Annotated in this window: 16 protein-coding genes and 1 tRNA gene; 4 read left to right on the top strand and 13 right to left on the bottom strand. The window is 72.9% G+C overall.

The genetic code is table 11. The features are described from left to right. Positions 1–86: 86 nt before the first annotated feature. The 11 genes from MWU57_RS11755 to rplU form a co-directional block, all read right to left on the bottom strand. Positions 87–159, bottom strand: a tRNA-Ala gene (locus MWU57_RS11755). Between the two features lie 78 nt (positions 160–237). Further along, positions 238–924 (bottom strand): histidine phosphatase family protein, encoded by a 687-nt coding sequence (locus tag MWU57_RS11750; RefSeq protein WP_246909366.1) that lies wholly within the window; start codon positions 922–924, stop codon positions 238–240. Between the two features lie 7 nt (positions 925–931). Beyond that, positions 932–1,375 carry a ribosome silencing factor gene (rsfS, locus tag MWU57_RS11745; RefSeq protein ID WP_246909364.1) on the bottom strand — a complete coding sequence of 148 codons (444 nt, stop codon included), beginning with the start codon at positions 1,373–1,375 and terminating at the stop codon, positions 932–934. Beyond that, positions 1,372–2,511 carry a hypothetical protein gene (locus MWU57_RS11740; RefSeq protein ID WP_246909362.1) on the bottom strand — a complete coding sequence of 380 codons (1,140 nt, stop codon included), beginning with the start codon at positions 2,509–2,511 and terminating at the stop codon, positions 1,372–1,374. The genes rsfS and MWU57_RS11740 overlap by 4 nt, the downstream gene beginning before the upstream one ends. After that, entirely contained in the window at positions 2,504–3,109 is a 606-nt protein-coding gene (nadD, locus tag MWU57_RS11735; protein ID WP_258176970.1) for a nicotinate-nucleotide adenylyltransferase, read from the bottom strand. Before nadD ends, MWU57_RS11740 begins: the two co-directional genes overlap by 8 nt. 15 nt (positions 3,110–3,124) lie before the next feature. Then, the gene (locus MWU57_RS11730) at positions 3,125–3,277 is read right to left on the bottom strand and encodes a hypothetical protein (protein ID WP_165800016.1); all 153 of its coding nucleotides are present in this window, start codon (positions 3,275–3,277) and stop codon (positions 3,125–3,127) included. A gap of 58 nt (positions 3,278–3,335) precedes the next feature. Next, positions 3,336–4,667 carry a glutamate-5-semialdehyde dehydrogenase gene (locus MWU57_RS11725; protein WP_246909361.1) on the bottom strand — a complete coding sequence of 444 codons (1,332 nt, stop codon included), beginning with the start codon at positions 4,665–4,667 and terminating at the stop codon, positions 3,336–3,338. Between the two features lie 10 nt (positions 4,668–4,677). Then, positions 4,678–5,832 carry a glutamate 5-kinase gene (proB, locus tag MWU57_RS11720; protein ID WP_246909360.1) on the bottom strand — a complete coding sequence of 385 codons (1,155 nt, stop codon included), beginning with the start codon at positions 5,830–5,832 and terminating at the stop codon, positions 4,678–4,680. A 25-nt stretch (positions 5,833–5,857) separates the two neighbouring features. Beyond that, complete coding sequence (gene obgE, locus MWU57_RS11715) at positions 5,858–7,381, bottom strand: GTPase ObgE (RefSeq protein WP_106268509.1); 1,524 nt, start codon at positions 7,379–7,381, stop codon at positions 5,858–5,860. 117 nt (positions 7,382–7,498) lie between these two features. Next, positions 7,499–7,759: a 50S ribosomal protein L27 gene (rpmA, locus tag MWU57_RS11710; protein WP_106268511.1), complete on the bottom strand. Its 261-nt coding sequence runs from the start codon at positions 7,757–7,759 to the stop codon at positions 7,499–7,501. Between the two features lie 72 nt (positions 7,760–7,831). Further along, on the bottom strand, positions 7,832–8,140 hold the full coding sequence (rplU, locus tag MWU57_RS11705; RefSeq protein WP_106268722.1) for a 50S ribosomal protein L21: 309 nt from the start codon (positions 8,138–8,140) through the stop codon (positions 7,832–7,834). Between the two features lie 289 nt (positions 8,141–8,429). Between rplU and MWU57_RS11700 the strand changes: the two genes are divergently transcribed. Both MWU57_RS11700 and MWU57_RS11695 read left to right on the top strand, forming a co-directional pair. After that, positions 8,430–9,047 carry a protein-L-isoaspartate carboxylmethyltransferase gene (locus MWU57_RS11700; RefSeq protein WP_308221177.1) on the top strand — a complete coding sequence of 206 codons (618 nt, stop codon included), beginning with the start codon at positions 8,430–8,432 and terminating at the stop codon, positions 9,045–9,047. 137 nt (positions 9,048–9,184) lie between these two features. Further along, positions 9,185–10,285 (top strand): acyl-CoA desaturase, encoded by a 1,101-nt coding sequence (locus MWU57_RS11695; protein ID WP_246909359.1) that lies wholly within the window; start codon positions 9,185–9,187, stop codon positions 10,283–10,285. 48 nt (positions 10,286–10,333) lie between these two features. On the opposite strand, the gene MWU57_RS11690 is transcribed toward MWU57_RS11695, so the two are convergent. Together MWU57_RS11690 and MWU57_RS11685 are read right to left on the bottom strand one after the other, a co-directional pair. Next, positions 10,334–10,912, bottom strand: a complete 579-nt coding sequence (locus MWU57_RS11690; RefSeq protein ID WP_246909358.1) for a thymidine kinase — start codon at positions 10,910–10,912, stop codon at positions 10,334–10,336. Positions 10,913–11,012: 100 nt separating this feature from the next. After that, entirely contained in the window at positions 11,013–14,546 is a 3,534-nt protein-coding gene (locus MWU57_RS11685) for an Rne/Rng family ribonuclease (protein WP_246909357.1), read from the bottom strand. A gap of 484 nt (positions 14,547–15,030) precedes the next feature. On the opposite strand from MWU57_RS11685, the gene MWU57_RS11680 reads away from it, so the two are divergent. Continuing rightward, positions 15,031–16,527 (top strand): cytochrome ubiquinol oxidase subunit I, encoded by a 1,497-nt coding sequence (locus MWU57_RS11680; RefSeq protein WP_246909356.1) that lies wholly within the window; start codon positions 15,031–15,033, stop codon positions 16,525–16,527. 30 nt (positions 16,528–16,557) lie between these two features. Further along, complete coding sequence (gene cydB, locus MWU57_RS11675; RefSeq protein WP_246909355.1) at positions 16,558–17,607, top strand: cytochrome d ubiquinol oxidase subunit II; 1,050 nt, start codon at positions 16,558–16,560, stop codon at positions 17,605–17,607. The last annotated feature ends 163 nt before the right edge of the window (positions 17,608–17,770 follow it).

The following is a 17,770-nucleotide window of genomic DNA, read 5'->3' as shown; positions in this document are numbered from 1 at the left end:
GGACCGACCAGGACCAGCGGCCCGTCGACGAGCACGAGAGACGACGAAGGCCCCGCCTCACGGCAGGGCCTTCGTCGTCTCTTCGGTGGAGCTGAGGGGACTCGAACCCCTGACCCTCTGCATGCCATGCAGATGCGCTACCAGCTGCGCCACAGCCCCGTGAACCTGACGCGGACGCCGGATTCGGGATGTTCGTGCACTTCCTGCGGGCTTGCGCCCCTCGGGAACGGAGATATCTTAGGCAGACTTGGGCTCAGGCTCCAAATCCGCGTGCGGACCTGCCTGCCAGCGGTCCAGCGGGTACCCGGCACCCACGTTGTGCGCCACCAGCCGCCAGCCAGGCACCGCCCCGGGGGCGGATCGGTGCAGGTGGGACCAGTGGACGTTGTTGACGCCGGAGATGCCGCGCCAGCCCCCGGCGTCGAGCCCGAGCAGCCCGGTGATCGCCAGCGAGATCGCCGCCCCGTGCGAGACGACGACGAGACACTCGTCACTGCCCAACGGTTCGGCGTGCTCCAGGACCGCCGTCACCATCCGGTCGGCCACGGCGACCTTCGTCTCCGCCCCGATGCCCTGCGGCTCGCCGCCGCGCCGCCACTCCTCGCGCTCCGCCGGCCAGCCTGCGGCCATCTCCGGGGGCGTGAGCCCTTCCCAGTCGCCGAACGCCCGCTCCCGGAGCCGCACGTCGGTCTCGACCGCGGCCCCGACGAGCGCCGCATAGGCGTTAGCGGTGTCCACGGCACGCACGAGGTCGGACGAGACGATCCGCGCCGCCCGGTGGGAGGCGATGAGCGCGGAGGCACCCTCCGCCGCCTGCCAGCGGCCCACCTCGTCGAGCGGGATGTCGATCTGCCCCTGCAGCCGCATCGCGGCGTTGTAGGCCGTGCGCCCGTGGCGCAGCAGCACGATGGTCCCCGCCGTCACGACCGCTTCACAGCCCGCCGGACAGTCGGATCGTCCCGTCGGGCGGGGTGTCACCGAACTCCTCGCGGGCCGCCGCGCCGTCGCCGCCACGGGCGTCGTCGGGCAGGTCGATCGCCGGGCAGTCCTTCCAGAGCCGTTCGAGGGCGTAGTAGACGCGGTCCTCGGCGTGCTGCACGTGCACGACGACGTCGCCGAAGTCGAGCAGGACCCAGCGCGCCTCGGCCTTGCCCTCGCGGCGGATCGCCTTGGCGCCGGCGGCGAACATCGCCTCCTCGACGGCGTCGACGACGGCGCCGACCTGGCGCTCGTTCGTGCCCGACGCGATGAGGAAGACGTCGGTGAGGACCAGCTGCTCGCTGACGTCGAGGGCGATGATCTCCTGGGCCTTGCGCTCGGAGGCGGCACGCGCCGCGGTGATCGCCAGCTCGACCGCGCGATCCGTGGCCGTCATCGGGTTCCTCCCTCGTCGGTCAGCGTCATGGTCGCCGATGCCTCCTCCGTGCCGAAGTCCTCCGTGTCGGGGCCGTCGAGCAGGAGGTTCCAGACCAGTGCGCCGAGGACGAACGCCACGACGACCAGCACGATGTAGTGCAGCCAGGTGTAGGACGGCTCGGCCTCGTCCCACTCGTCGTCCTCGTCGAGCTCCGGGTCGAGGTCGACCCGGACGGGCTGCCCCTCCCCGACCACCGAGGCGAAGGGCGAACCTGGCGCGTCCTGGCGGAGCGGTGCCGCAGGCTGACCTGACGGGGCGGGGGCCGACCCGGCGCTCGCCGAGCCCCACGGCAGAGGTGGGGCGACGGTGGTGGCGTCCGGGCCGTGGCTCGCGGGAGCCGCGGGGGTGGCGGGGCTCGCCGCACCAGGCCACGCCGGCGCGGTGCGGGCCTGCGTCGGAGCCGCCGCCGGCGGCGTGCCCGCGGGCGACGCGACGGGCGCACCCGGCGCACCCGGGGAACCCGACGACGGGCCGAACGCCGAGCGTCGGCTGGGCGCGCCCTCGAACGGCGACGGCGCAGCCTCCGGGCCGGTGGCGGACGACGCGGACGAGGCGGACGCGCCCGCTCCTGCACCGGCGAACGGCGATCGCGGCGACTCGGTCCGCCCGGGCGCGCCACCGGCGGGAGCAGAACCGCTCTGGCTGCCGAACGGGGTGGCCGGGCGCGGCGACGGCCGGGCCGAGGTGCGTGGGGGCCCGGTCGGCGTCGGCGGCCCGGCCGCGCCGGGCTCACCGCCAGGGCGGCGCACCGGCGTCAGACGACCCGTCTCGTCGACGCCCCGCACCCCGCCGGACGTCGACGGCGGTCGGACCGTCGGGGCGGGAGCGGGTGCCGGGCTCGCGGCAGCGGGCTGCTGCTCCCGCAACGACCGGCGCGACGGCGGCGCGGCGGCACTCGGTGCCGGAGCCGGCGGGGCGGGCGGCGCCGACGAGGCGCTCGGCACACCGCGCCCGAAGGCGGCCGGGCCCGCACCGGGGACCGGTGCCGACGGGCCGGGCGGTGGAGCGGCCTGCCGGGCCGCCGCCTCGGCGGCGGCCTGCTCACGTTCGCGGATCTCCCGACGTGTCAGCGGCCGGGACGTGTTGTCACTCATCGAGACCTCGATACAGACCGTGCTTGGCGATGTACTGAACGACGCCGTCCGGCACCAGGTACCAGACGGGCTGGCCCGCTTCCGCGCGCCGACGGCAGTCCGTGGACGAGATCGCCAGCGCCGGCACCTCGAGCGTCGTGACGCCCTCCGAGGGCAGGCCGTCGACCGTGAGCCGGTGGCCCGGCCGGGTGACGGCCACGAAGTGCGCCATCTCCCACAGCGATCCCGCGTCCTTCCATGTCAGGAGCTGCTCGATCGCGTCCGCGCCCGTGATGAAGTACAGGTCGGCGTCGGGGCGATCCTGCCGCAGGTCGCGCAGCGTGTCGACCGTGTAGGTGAGACCGGGGCGGTCGATGTCCACGCGGCTGACCGTGAACCTCGGGTTGGACGCCGTGGCGATGACCGTCATGAGGTACCGGTGCTCGGCCGGGGAGACCCGGGTGTCCTGCTTGAAGCTGGGCTTGCCCGTCGGCACGAACACGACCTCGTCGAGGTCGAGCAGCGCCGCGGCCTCGCTCGCGGCCACGAGGTGACCGTGGTGGATGGGGTCGAACGTACCGCCCATCACCCCGATCCGGGGACGACCCTGCTCACTCACCGGTAGGCGGTCTCGTCAGTGCTTGTTGCTGGCGTTGCGGAAGGCGAACGTCGCGAGCAGCGCGACGACGAATCCCCCGAAGGCGAGCACGCCCAGCATGACGGGCGAGATCCCGGACGACGCGTGCTCGGCTGCCTCCTCGGCAACCTGGACGGCGGTGTGCAGCACGGGGGCTCCTCAAGAAGTAGTCGGGGCAAGTCGGGGCACAGTCTCTCACGACGCACGGTCAGGGCCGTACGTGACCGTCACCGTGCACCACCCACTTGGTCGTGGTCAGCTCCGCCAGCCCCATCGGCCCCCGGGCATGGAGCTTCTGGGTGGAGATGCCGATCTCCGCACCCATGCCGAGCTGGCTGCCGTCGGTGAACCGGGTGGACGCGTTCACCATCACCGCCGCGGAGTCCACCTCCGCCACGAACCGCTCGGACGCGGCCAGGTCGCGGGTCACGATCGCCTCGGTGTGGCCGGAGCTCCACGTGCGGATGTGCTCGATCGCCTCGTCGAGCGAGCCGACGACCCGCACGGCGAGCTCGGCCGCGAGGTACTCGGTGGCCCAGTCCTCGTCCGTGGCGGGAGTCACCTCGACGCTCTCGGGTGCCAGCGCCCGCGTGCCCTCGTCCCCGTGCAGGACGACGCCCGCGCCACCGAGCGCGGCGAGCGCGGCCGGCAGGAACCGCTCCGCGGCGTCGGAGTGCACCAGCAGGGTCTCCGCGGCGTTGCAGACCCCTACGCGCTGGGTCTTGGCGTTCATGATGATCTCGACGGCGGTCGCCGGGTCCGCCGAGGCGTCGACGTAGACGTGCACGTTGCCCGTGCCCGTCTCGATCACCGGGACCGTCGACTGCTCCACCACGGTGCGGATCAGGTCCGCGCCGCCACGGGGGACGAGCAGGTCCACCAGACCGCGCGCCTGCATGAGGGCGATCCCGCCCGGACGGCCGTAGGCGTCGATGGACTGCACGAGGTCGGCGGGCAGCCCACGGGCCTCGAGCGCCGCGCGCAGGACCGCCGTGATGGTCGTGTTGGACGACGCCGCAGCGCTGCCGCCGCGCAGGATGACGGCGTTGCCGGACTTGAGCGCGAGGCCGGCGGCGTCCACCGTCACGTTGGGACGTGCCTCGTAGATCATGCCGACCACGCCCATCGGGACCCGGAGCTGTCGCATCCGCAGCCCGTTCGGCAGCGTCTGGCCACGGACCACCTCCCCGACCGGGTCGGGCAGCGCGGCGAGCTCACGCAGGGCGTCGGCGATCGCGACGACCCGGTCGCCGGTGAGCGTGAGGCGGTCGAGCAGGCCGTCGCTCATGCCGTTCTCCCGCCCGCGGGCGAGGTCCTCGGCGTTCGCCGTCACGATCTCGCCGGACGCCGCCACGAGGGCGTCGGCCAGCGCGTGCAGCGTCTGGTCCTTCTCGGCACGGGTCGCGGTGGCCAGCACGCGCGACGCCTTCTGGGAGCGGCGCGCGACGTCCTGGACGGCCGCCGTCACCTCGGCGTCCGGCTGCGGCCTCCCGACGGGGCCGGGCGTCGCGGTCGCTGCGTGCTCGAACGTCGTGGTCATGCCCTCGAGACTACGACGCCGAGGCGGACGAGGACAGGCCGTTCCGTCCTTCGAGCACCAGGTCGTCGCGGTGGACCACCTCGCGGTCGTACCCCACGCCGAGGTCGTCCCGCAGCTCGTAGGTGGACCGGCCCAGCAGCGGCGGCAGCTCAGCGGCGTCGTAGGCCACCAGCCCGCGGGCGACCACGGAGCCGTCCGGCCCGACCAGCTCCACCGGGTCACCGGCGTCGAACTGTCCCTCGACCCGGGTGATCCCGGCGGGCAGGAGCGACGCGCGTCCACCCAGCACCGCGCGCGTGGCGCCGTCGTCCAGGTGCAGGACCCCTGCGGCGCGTGCCGCGTGCGCGATCCACAGCCGCCGAGCCGTGGTCCGCTTGCCGCCGGCGGCGAAGAAGGTGCCGACGTCATCGCCCGCCAGCGCCCCGGCCACGTTCGCGGCGGCGGTCAGCACCACGGGCACCCCGGCCTCCGTCGCGATGCGCACCGACTCCAGCTTGGTGACCATCCCGCCGGTGCCGACGCTGCTCCCCCGCGCCGTCACCTCGATCCCGGAGACGTCGGCGAGGTCCCCGACGTGCGAGATCCGTCGCGCGCCGGGACGGCTCGGCGGGGCGTCGTGGAGGCCGTCGACGTCGGTCAGCAGCACCATCGCGTCCGCCCGGACCAGGTGCGAGACCAGGGCGGCGAGCCGGTCGTTGTCGCCGAAGCGCAGCTCGTCGATGGTCACGGCGTCGTTCTCGTTGACGACCGGCACGACGCCGAGGGCGAGCAGCTTCTCGAGCGAACGCTGGGCGTTCCGGTACCGCACGCGGCGCACCGTGTCCTCGGCCGTGAGCAGCGCCTGGCCCACCTGCAGGCCGTGCGCGGCGAACGCCTCGTTGTACCGGGCGACCAGCTGACCCTGCCCGAGCATCGCGCAGGCCTGCATGGTGGCCAGGTCGCGCGGCCGTGCCGCCAGGCCGGCCGGACCGATGCCCGCGGCGATGGCCCCGGAGGTCACGAGGACGACCTCCTGGCCCTGCGCGCGGCGCGCGGCCAGCACGTCCACCAGCGCCCGCAGCGCCACCACGTCGAGATGCCCGTCCAGCCGTGTCAAGGAGGACGAGCCGATCTTGACGACGAGCCGACGAGCGGCGGGCAGCGCAGCGCGGGAGGAGGCGTTCACGAGGCCATCATCCCCGCAACCGGCGTCAGTCGTCGGCGGGGTCCGCCCAGTGACCCGCGTCGCGCTCGGTCCACAGCTCCTCGCGGGCCGCCGTCTTGGCGTCCATCCGCTCGCTGTGCTCCTGGCGCTTGCTCGCTCGGGTAGGCCGCGAGGGCTCGTCGAAGCGCAGGTCGGTCCCCCGGGCGCCGAGGAGCTCGGCACCCGTGCTCATGGTGGGCTCCCAGTCGAACACGACGGCGTCGCGCTCGGTCCCGATGCGGACCTCGTCGCCCGCCACCGCCCCGGCCTTGAGGAGCCTGTCCTCCACGCCGAGCTTGGCCAGCCGGTCCGCGAGGAACCCGACGGCCTCGTCGTTGTTGAAGTCCGTCTGCCGCACCCAGCGGTGCGGCTTGCGCCCCTCGACCAGGAAGTACACGTGGCCGGTGCTGCCGTCCGTGCGACGGGTGACGGTGAACCCGGCGTCGTTGACGGCCCTGGGCCGCAGGACCACCCGGGCCGGCTCGGGCGGGGGCGCCGCGGCGCGGGCCCGCGCGACGATCTCACCGAGCGCGAACGTCAGCGGACGCAGGCCCTCGTGCGAGGCGGTGGAGATCTCGAAGACCCGCAGCCCTCGTGCCTCCAGATCGGGCCGGACGAACTCCGCGAGCTCACGCGCCTCGGGCACGTCGATCTTGTTCAGCACGACGAGCTGGGGACGCTCGGTGAGCGGCACGCGGCCGCCCTCGATGCCCAGGTCGCCCGCGTACGCCGCGAGCTCCGCCTCGAGCAACTCCAGGTCGCTGATCGGGTCGCGGCCCGGCTCCAGCGTCGCGCAGTCGAGCACGTGGACGATCACGGCCGTCCGCTCGATGTGACGCAGGAATTCCAGACCCAGCCCCTTGCCCTCGCTGGCGCCCGGGATCAGGCCGGGCACGTCGGCGATCGTGTACCGGGTGTCGCCCGCCTGGACCACCCCGAGGTTCGGCACCAGCGTCGTGAACGGGTAGTCGGCGATCTTCGGCCGGGCCGCCGAGACCGCGGCGATCAGGGAGGACTTGCCGGCGCTCGGGAAACCGACCAGCGCGACGTCGGCGATCGACTTGAGCTCGAGGACGACCTCGCGCTCCTCTCCCGGCTCGCCGAGGAGCGCGAAGCCGGGCGCCTTGCGCTTGGGCGACGCGAGAGCGCGGTTGCCCAGCCCGCCACGGCCACCCTCGGCGATGACGAACTCGGTGCCGTCGCCCACGAGGTCGGCCAGCACGTTGCCGTCACGGTCCTTGACGACCGTACCGTCGGGGACCCGGAGGATCAGGTCCTCGCCCTTGGCCCCGTCCCGGTCGTCGCCCATGCCCTGGCCACCCTTGGGAGCCCGGCGGTGCGGCGAGTGGTGGTACTCGAGCAGCGTGGTCGTCTGGGCGTCCACGACGAGCCGGACGCTGCCGCCGTCGCCACCGTTGCCGCCGTCCGGGCCGCCGAGCGGCTTGAACTTCTCGCGGTGCACGGACGCGACCCCGTGCCCGCCGTCACCGCCGGCGGCGTGCAGCACCACTCGATCGACGAAGCTGGCCATGGGTAGATCCTCTCAGGACGGCGGGCGGAGAACAGCACGAGGGGCGCACCCGAGATGGTGCGCCCCTCGTGGGAAGTGCGGCAGCGGTTCGCTGCGCGACGGCTCAGATCCGGTGGATCAGGCCTGCGCGGCCGCGACGATGTCGACGACCTTGCGGCCACGGCGCGTCGCGAAGGCGACCTCGCCGGCGGCCAGGGCGAACAGCGTGTCGTCGCCACCGCGACCGACGTTCTCGCCCGGGTGGAAGTGGGTGCCACGCTGGCGGACGATGATCTCGCCGGCGTTGACGGCCTGGCCGCCGTAGCGCTTCACGCCGAGCGACTTCGCGTTCGAGTCACGACCGTTGCGCGAGGAGCTCGCGCCCTTCTTGTGTGCCATGTCAGGCCTGCTTTCTGGGAGTACGAAGAGAGTACGAAGAGGGTGGGACCGGGCGGCCGGGGCCGCCGGGCGTCACTTGATGCCGGTGACCTTCAGGCGGGTCAGCTGCTGACGGTGACCCTGGCGCTTCTTGTAACCGGTCTTGTTCTTGTACTTCTGGATCGAGATCTTCGGGCCCTTGGCGTCCCGCACGACCTCGGCGGTGACCTTGACCTTCGCGAGCTTCTCGGCGTCGGAGGTCACCTTCTCCCCGTCCACGAGCAGGATCGCGGGCAGCTCGACGGTGTCGCCGGCCGCGCTCTGGATGCGGTCCATGACGACGATGTCGCCCACGGACACCTTTTCCTGACGGCCACCGGCCTTGACGATCGCGTACACCATGCTGATGCTCATCTCTCCTGGTCTTGGCGTGCTCGCCCGACGTCGGTCACCGGCTTGATCTGGGACTCGGGCCGCCGCGGCGGTCGAGTGCGGTGCGCCGAGGGCACACGGGACAGGCACGCTGAGGGCGCGCCGACGCACTACTGTACGCGACGCCGCCAGCCGCGATCAACTGCCACGGCCGCCCGCGGGCGTGACCTCAGGCACGTCGCGGCCGGGACCGGCGCCCGACAGGGCGCACTCGCTGGGCCCGCTCGCGACGGGCCCGCCTCCGGCCGATCATGGCACGGTGAGGTCATCACCTCCGCCGGCCGGCAGCCCACCCCCCGACGACGGCGCCGACGACGCCGTCGCGAGGGTGATGCATGCCGTCGACCGGCGCGACTTCCTCCCCCGGACCCAGCGTGCCGCCGCCTCCCAGGACCGCCCCCTGCCCATCGGCCGCGAGCAGACGTGCTCGCAGCCGTCGACGGTCGCCGCCATGCTGTCGCTCCTGCGCGTCCCGTGGGGCGGCTCCGTCCTCGACGTGGGCTCCGGGTCGGGATGGACGACGGCGCTGCTCGCGCACCTGGTCGGCCCCGGCGGCGAGGTGCTCGGCGTGGAGCTCGTCCCCGGCATCGCGGCCTGGGGCGCCGCGAACCTGGCTCGGCAGGAGATGCCGTGGGCCACGATCGTGCCGGCGACGAGTGGCACGCTCGGTTCGCCCCGCGAGGGCGGATGGCAGCGGATCCTCGTCTCGGCGTCCCCCGACGAGCTGCCCGGCGAGCTGGTGGACCAGCTCGCCCCCGGCGGTCGGATGGTCATCCCCGTCCGCCACGCGATGCTGCTGGTCGAGCGGTCCGACGACGGCACGGTGCGCACCACCGAGCACGGGACCTACAGCTTCGTCCCGCTCGTCCAGGACTGAACGGACCTGCGCGAGACCTTCACGTCGGGGCCCGTGCCCCGAAACCTACGGTCCCGTAGGCTCGGGCCATCTGCACGACCGGGCACCTGCCCACCACCTCGGCTGGGAAGCCGACACCGACCCTCTGCGAGGCATGCATGGCCCCCACCGCCCCGTCCGTGATCGACCAAGCCGGTCCCCCACCCACCGCCGCCGCCAAGTTCACGAGCAGCTACAGCGACCTCGCCCGCCAGGTGCGGGAGGCGGGTCTGCTCCGGCGGGCCTACGGGTACTACCTCGCGACCGGCATCGGCGTGGCACTCGCGCTCGGCGGCATCATCACCGGGATGGTCCTGCTCGGCGACTCGTGGTTGCAGCTCCTCATGGCGGGCGCGCTCGGCATCGTGCTCACGCAGATCGCCTTCCTGACGCACGAGGCCGCGCACCGGCAGGTCTTCGCGAGCGGGCCGGTCAACGACAAGGTCGGGCGCTGGCTGGCCAACGCCGTGGTCGGCATCAGCTACTCGTGGTGGATGACCAAGCACACGCGCCACCACGCCAACCCGAACCAGGTGGGCAAGGACCCGGACATCGCGCCGGACACGATCCGGTTCAGCGCGGAGGACGCCGCCGAGGTCCGCGGACCGCTGCGCCACATCACGCGGCGACAGGGCTGGCTGTTCTTCCCCCTGCTGACCCTCGAGGGCCTGAACCTGCACGTCACCTCCATCCGTTCGCTCCTGACGGGTCCTCCCAAGACCCTCGCCGCGCGCCGTCTCGAGCTCGTCACGATCGCCGTCCGGCTGACCCTCTACGTGGGCGTGATCGTCTGGTTCATGCCGCTGGGGCTCGCCGCCGCGTTCATCGGCGTCCAGCTCGCCGTCTTCGGCGTCTACATGGGCGCGTCGTTCGCCCCGAACCACAAGGGGATGAAGCTGGTGCCGGCGGGGACCAAGATGGACTTCCTGTCCAAGCAGGTGCTCACCTCCCGCAACATCCGTGGCGGCTGGTTCATGAACGTCCTGATGGGCGGCCTCAACCACCAGGTCGAGCACCACCTGTTCCCGAGCATGCCGCGGCCGAGCCTGGCGAAGGCGCGCCTCCTCGTGCGTGAGCACTGCGCGAACCACGGGCTGCCGTACACGGAGACCAGCCTCGTCGCCTCCTACGCCATCGTCGTCCGCTACCTCAACCAGGTCGGCCTCGCGGCGAGGGACCCGTTCGACTGCCCCCTCCGGCAGGAGCTGCGCGGGTACTGACGCCCGCGAGCCGTACCGAGGGCCGGCAATCGGTCGGGTGCCACGCCGTCAGGCGTGACGGTGCGCCCGGCAGCGCGCCTGGTAGGAGTCAGTCCCGCCGACGTGTGCGGGCACCGCGACGAGGGCGTCGCCAGGCGAGTTCCCGGCGTCGGGCAACCGCACGTGATACGCGGCGTCCCGTCCGCACACGCTGCACACGGCCGTGAGCTTGACGACGGTCTCGGCCACCGCCATGAGGGCGGGCAGCGGTTCGAAGGGTCTGCCGTCGAAGGTCACGGTGAGCCCGGCGACGACGACGTCGAGCCCGGAGTCCAGCAGGTCGAGGACGACGGTCACCAGCCCAGGACCGAAGAACTGCGCCTCGTCGATCGCGACCATCCGGGTGTCGGCTGAGACGAGCCCCGGGATCCCGGAGGGCGCGTCCACGGATCGCGACGCGATCTCGACCCCCGAGTGGGAGGCCAGCACCCCCGCCCCGTAGCGGTCGTCCAGCGTGTGCGCCACCGTGAGGACCTCATGTCCCGCCACCTGCGCGCGCCGCACCCGGCGGGCCAGCTCCTCCGTCTTGCCCGCGAACATGGGCCCGCCGACCACCGCGAGCCGACCGGGGTCTCGACCGTCGTCCATGCGGACCAGTCAAGCACCCGCCCGGCCGCCTCCGCCCCGGAAACGCCGACGCCCGTGCCCGACCGCTGACGGTCGGGCACGGGCGTCGGGACGCGACGACCTATCGGCCGTCGGTCGGCTCGCCGTCGGTCAGCGCCGCAGCCTCGTCATCAGCCTGCTCAGGAGCCTCTTCGGCTCCGGCTCCTTTGGCCGGTCCGGCCTCCGGGCCCGCCACCGGCTCCGGCTGCTCGCCGGGCTCGGGCGCCGGCTCGGGAAGCACGATCGCCTCGACCGCAGCCTCCACGGCGGCACCCGCCTCGGCGGCGGTCCCCTCCGTGACAGGCTCCGGCTGGTCCACGGTCTCCGCGGACGCCACGGTGTCGGCAGCGGTGGCCACCGACCCGTCCGCGTCGTCGTGCTCGTCGTGAGCGTGGTCGTGGTCGTGGGCGTGGGCGGCCGCGGCCGCGATCGTGGCCAGCGTCGCCTTGACCGCCTCGCGCGCCTCGGACTTGTCGTCCGGCAGCTTCGCCATGTCGACGCCCGCCGTCTGCGACTCCTCCTTCTTGCCGCCGCCGCGCTTACGGCGCGACCGCTTGGACGCGTCGTCGCCGGAGCCCGCGGTCGCGGCAGCGCCACGCTCGACCGGCTCGCTGTGCACGATGAAGCCGCGGCCCTTGCAGTGCTCACAGGTCGAGGAGAAGGCCTCGACGAGCCCCTGCCCGACACGCTTGCGGGTCATCTGGACCAGTCCCAGCGACGTCACCTCGGCGACCTGGTGCTTGGTGCGGTCCCGGCCGAGGCACTCGACCAACCGCCGGAGCACGAGATCGCGGTTCGACTCCAGCACCATGTCGACGAAGTCGATGACGATGATGCCGCCGATGTCCCGCAGCCGGAGCTGGCGGACGATCTCCTCGGCCGCCTCCAGGTTGTTGCGGGTCACCGTCTCCTCGAGCGTGCCGCCCGAGCCGGTGAACTTGCCCGTGTTGACGTCGACCACGGTCATGGCCTCGGTCCGGTCGATGACCAGCGAGCCGCCGGAGGGCAGCCAGACCTTGCGGTCCATGCCCTTGGCGAGCTGCTCGTCGACGCGGTGCTTGGCGAAGACGTCGCCCGGCTCGGTCCACTTCGAGACCCGCTCGCGCAGGTCCGGTGCGAGCTCGGCCACGTAGGACGAGATCTCGGACCAGGCGTGGTCGCCCTGCACGACGAGGGAGGTGAAGTCGTCGTTGAAGATGTCGCGCACCACGCGGATCGCCATGTCCGCCTCGCCCTGCAGCAGGCTCGGCGCGCTGGTCGACGACCTGCCCGCCTTCTCGCTGATCGCCTGCCACTGCGCCTCGAGCCGCTCGACGTCGGCGCGCAGCTCGTCCTCGGACGCTCCCTCGGCGGCGGTGCGGACGATGACCCCGGCTCCGTCGGGGACGACGTCGCGCAGGATCTTCTTGAGGCGGCTGCGCTCGGTGTCGGGCAGCTTGCGGCTGATCCCGGTCATCCCGCCGCCCGGCACGAACACCAGGTAGCGGCCCGCGAGCGTGATCTGCGAGGTGAGGCGCGCACCCTTGTGCCCGATCGGGTCCTTGGTCACCTGGACCAGGACGGAGTCACCCGACTTGAGGGCGTCCTCGATGCGCCGCGGCTGCCCGTCGATCCCGGCGGCGTCCCAGTTGACCTCGCCGGCGTAGAGCACGGCGTTGCGGCCCTTGCCGACGTCGACGAACGCCGCCTCCATGGAGGGCAGCACGTTCTGGACCCGGCCGAGGTAGACGTTGCCCACCATCGAGGCCTGCTCCTGCTGGGAGACGTAGTGCTCGACGAGCACGCCGTCCTCGAGCACGGCGATCTGCGTGCGGTCGTGCTCCTCGCGTACGAACATCGAGCGCTGCACCGACTCCCGGCGCGCCAGGAACTCCGCCTCGGTGATGACCTGGCGGCGGCGGCCGGCGTCGCGCCCGTCCCGGCGACGCTGACGCTTCGCCTCGAGACGGGTGGAGCCCTTGAGCGCCGTGACCTCGTCCTCGGCACGTTCCTTGCGCCCCGTGTCGCGGTCGTTGCCGCGGCCACCACGCCGGCGACGGCGACGGCGACGGCTGGAGCCCGACGACTCGGACTCGTCCGTCTCGCCCACGTCCTCGGCGCCGGGCTCGGCCGCGTCCTCCGGGTCAGCGCCCTGTTCCGGCCGCGAGGTGACCTCGTCGGCCGACGACTCGGACTCGTCCGCGCTGTCCTCGCCCTGGTCGTCACCGTCGTCGGAGTCGTGCTCGTCGTCGCGCTGGTCGACCTTGCGCCCGCCCCTGCGGCCACGACCGCCACGCCGGCGCCGGCGCCGCGGGCGGATGTCCGACTCGTCGCCGTCCTCGCGGAAGTCCTCCGGCCGCAGCTCGGGGAGCGCGACACCCTCCGACTCCAGCTCGCTCTCGATGACCTCGAGCTCCGAGACGGCGGCCTCCTCGGCCTCGCTCAGCGTCAGCGCCGTGGGCTCCTCGTCCGCAGCGGGCTCGGCAGCGGCAGCCGTGGGCGCCTCGGCGGGCGAGGACTCGACGGCCTCCTCCAGGGCCTTCGTCGACCGGGCCCGGCGGGAGGTGCCGGACCTCTTCGTGGACCTCTTCGCGCTCGTGGTGGCGGCCGTCCCGGTGGCGGCAGCGTCGGTCGGCGCGTCGGTCGCCGGACGGTCGTCCGCCGGCTGCGGCTCCGGTGCGGCGACCGCGTCGTCGTCGTGCGACCGGGGCGGACCGGCCGGTGCCTGGGCCCGACGCGACTTGCGCGGTCCGGACATCTCGGGGGCCTGGAACAGCAGTGCGGTCGTCGCGAGGCGCGGGCTGCCACCCCCACCGGCAGTGCGCGCGGTCGCCGGCTCGGCGGCCTCCTGCGCGGCAGGCTGCTCCGTGGCGGCCTTGCGGGTGGCGGACTTCTTCGCAGCAGGCTCGGCAGCCGGGGTCTCGGGAGCCGAGGTCTCGGCAGCCGGTGCGGCGGTCGCGCGCCCGGCCCGGCGCCGCTTGGGCGTCCGGGTCTCGGGTGCCTGCGCGTCCGGTTCCTGCGTCTCGGGCGCCGGAGCCTCAGGGGCCTGCTCCGCCTCGGCGGCCGGCTCGGCCTTCTTGGCGGCTCGCGACCGGGAGCGCTTCGCCGGCTGCTCGGTCGTGCTCGGGCTCTTGGCACGCGAGGTCCGCTTGGCCGCCCCCGTGGACGACGGCGCCGATTCGGCCGCCGGTCCGCCGGGCAGCACGATGTCGTCCAGCGAGAGGGCGGCGGCGGACGGGGCGGGCTCCTGGGCGGGCTCGGGCAGCGCGATGGCCTCCGGGCCCGCGCCGCTGTCAGCGTCGGCGGCCGACGCCGGCGCCTCGTCCGGCGCGTTCGTCGCGGGTCCGGCGGTGCGCCGGGTGGCCCGGCGCGGCCGGCGGCCTGAACCGGTGGCGGGCGCGTCCTCGGCGGTCACCGGCTGCTCCGGCTGCGCCGGTGCGGAGGTCGCCGGCGGCGTCGGCTCGTCGGACGGACCTGCCGTCCCGGGTGCCGTCGCGGCGGGCACCACGATCGGCGCCGGTCCGCTGGTCTGGGGGGCCGAGGTCGGCCGGGTGACTCTCCGGCGGGTCGCGCGCCGAGGCGGGGTGCTCTCGGCCTCGGTCGTCGCCTGGTCGCCGGTCGGGATGTCGGACGTCACGAAATACGCTCCTGCTCCCGGTCGCCGGCCCACACCTACCGGCCGCCGGGTGGTCGCCGTCGGGGTGGCAGCGCTGCTCAGCGCGCCGCCCGGACGGAAGTCTCGGTCTCGGCTGCGTCACCCCCGTCTTCGCGGCCGCCGGCTGCCGGGCCCCTTCACGCCCCGCCGCGGCACCGCGTGCGGGACGCGGGAGCTGCAAGCTTGTCGACCGTCCGGGGGATGTGGCCCCGAAGGTCTGCCGTCCAGTATCGCACTCCTCACCGGAGGTGCCGACCGGTGTACGGCGTCGGCGTGGCGCCGCTCACAGTCGGCCCCCACGGCTTGACTTGTGAAAACCTTCACGAGATTGTTCGTGAAGACCTTCACAAACCTGATCGTCGCCCTCCCCGCGCGGACCCGCCTCGCCGGTTCTACCGTCATGGCACAGCCCATCGGCCGCAGGGCGACCAGCCTCCCCTCCGGCTCGTACCGAAGGAGTCGTCTCGTGGACGCTCTCGCACTGGCTCGGTGGCAGTTCGCCATCACCACCGTCTACCACTTCATCTTCGTCCCGCTCACGATCGGCCTCGCTCCGATCGTGGCCGGGATGCAGACGGCGTGGGTCGTCACGCAGAAGGAACGCTGGCTGCGTCTCACGAAGTTCTTCGGCAAGCTCCTCCTCATCAACTTCGCCCTCGGCGTCGTCACCGGCATCTGGCAGGAGTTCCAGTTCGGCATGGCCTGGAGCGAGTACTCCCGGTTCGTCGGCGACGTCTTCGGTGCGCCCCTGGCCATGGAGGCACTGGCCGCGTTCTTCGTCGAGTCGGTGTTCCTCGGCGTCTGGATCTTCGGCTGGGACCGGGTGTCCAAGAAGATCCACCTCGCCTCCATCTGGCTGTTCGCGCTGGCGACCAACCTGTCGGCGTTCTTCATCCTGGCCGCGAACTCCTGGATGCAGCACCCGGTCGGCGCGGTGTACAACCCGGAGACCGGCCGGGCCGAGATGGAGTCCATCTGGGCCGTCCTGACGAACAACACCCTGCTGGCGGCCTTCCCGCACACCATCACCGCAGCCTTCCTCACGGCCGGCACCTTCGTGGCGGGTATCGCCGCGTGGTGGATGGTCCGCCTCGCGCGCAGCAGGAAGCCCGAGCACCTCGAGACCGCACGGACCGTGTACCGGCCCGCCGTCCTCGTGGGCGTGTGGGTGATGATCGTGGCCGGGCTCGGCGTCGCGTTCACGGGGGACATCCAGGGCAAGCTGATGTACGAGCAGCAGCCCGGCAAGATGTCCTCCGCGGAGGCCCTCTGCGAGGGCACCGAGTCGGCCGAGTTCTCCATCCTGGCCATCGGCCCCCTCCAGGCGGGCTGCGAGGACGTCAATCACGTGCTGTCCGTCCCCGGGCTGACCAGCTACCTCGGGACCGGCCACTTCTCCGGCGAGGAGTCCTACCTGCCGGGCGTGTACGACGTCCAGGAGGCGTACAGCGAGCGGTACGGCGACGTCACCGTCGACGGCGAGCCCGTCACGTACACCCCGCCCCTGGCGATCACCTACTGGTCCTTCCGGCTCATGATCGGGTTCGCCGCGTTCTCCGTGGCGCTCGCGCTCGCGGCGCTGTGGCTGACGCGCCGGGGCCGTGTGAGCGACAACGTCTGGCTGGGCCGGCTCGGCATCCTGGCGATCCCCATGCCGTTCCTCGCCTGCTCGTTCGGCTGGATCTTCACCGAGGTGGGCAGGCAGCCGTGGGTGGTCGCACCCAACCCGACGGGTATCGACGCCGTCCGCCTGCTCACCGACCGGGGCGTGTCGACCGCTGTCCCCCCGGGCATGATCCTCACCTCGATGATCGTGCTCACCGTGATCTACGCGGCCCTCGCCGTGGTCTGGTACCGGCTCATGCACCGGTACACGATCGAGGGGGTGCCCGACGCCGTCCGGGACGAGTCGCCCGAGGCCCGGGACGACGACACCGACCGCCCCCTGTCCTTCGCCTACTGAGCGCCCGAGCATCCCGACTGGAGACCTGACGTGGACCTCGCGATCCTCTGGTTCGTCATCATCGCCGTCCTGTGGACCGGCTACCTCGTGCTCGAGGGCTTCGACTTCGGCGTGGGCATGCTGCTGTCGATCCTGCCCCGCGGCGACCGGGAGCACCGGGAGAAGGAACGTCGCGTGCTGGTCAACACCATCGGCCCCGTCTGGGACGGCAACGAGGTGTGGCTGCTCACGGCCGGCGGCGCGACCTTCGCCGCGTTCCCCGAGTGGTACGCCACCATGTTCTCCGGGTTCTACCTCCCGCTGCTCATCATCCTGGTGGGTCTGGTCGCGCGCGGTGTCGCGTTCGAGTACCGCGGCAAGATCGCCGACCCGCGCTGGGCACGCCGCTGCGACCTGGCGATCCAGGCCGGGTCGTGGATCCCGGCCGTGATGTGGGGCGTCGCGTTCGGCAACCTCGTGCGCGGCCTGCTGCTCGACGAGTCCTTCCAGTACGTGGGTGGCTTCTGGGCGCTGCTGAACCCGTTCGCCCTGCTGGGCGGGCTGACGACGGCGACGCTGTTCCTGCTGCACGGTGCCGTCTTCGTCACGCTCAAGACCGACGGCGACATCCGCCACCGCGCGGCCCGGCTCGCCTCCGGGCTGTCCGTCGTGACGCTCGTCGTCGCGGGCGGCTGGGCGCTCTGGGCGCAGCTCGCCTTCTCGGAGCCCTGGACCTGGATCGCCGTCCTCGTCGCGGCCGGCAGCCTCGTCGGGGTCGTGGTGACCACCCGGCAGCGCCGCGAGGGGCTCGCGTTCACCCTGTCCGCGGTGACCATCGTCGCGGCCGTCGTGCTGATCTTCGGCTCGATGTTCCCCGACGTGATCCCGGCGGTCGACGGCGGGACGTCGCTCTCCGTCGCCGAGGCCTCGTCCACCGACTACACCCTGACGGTGATGTCGTGGGTGGCGGTCTTCCTCACCCCGCTGGTGATCGCGTACCAGGCCTGGACGTACTGGGTGTTCCGCCGTCGTCTCAGCACCCGGGACATCCCCGCCCCCGCCGGCCTGAGCTGGCAGAAGATCAAGGACGCGGCGTTCTGACGTGAGACCGCTCGACCCGCGACTCCTGCGCCAGGCCCGCGCCGCCCGCTCCTACGTCGTCCTCACCGCCCTGCTGGGCGCCGCCTCGGCCGCGCTCGTGGTGGTGCAGGCCTTCGCCATCGCGCACGCCCTCGGACCGGTCGTCGTCGCCACCGGGCCCGGT

This window comes from Isoptericola sp. S6320L, from assembly GCF_023015685.1.
In the GTDB taxonomy this organism is placed as follows: domain Bacteria; phylum Actinomycetota; class Actinomycetes; order Actinomycetales; family Cellulomonadaceae; genus Isoptericola; species Isoptericola halotolerans_A.
This window is presented reverse-complemented; position numbering and strand designations above follow the sequence as displayed.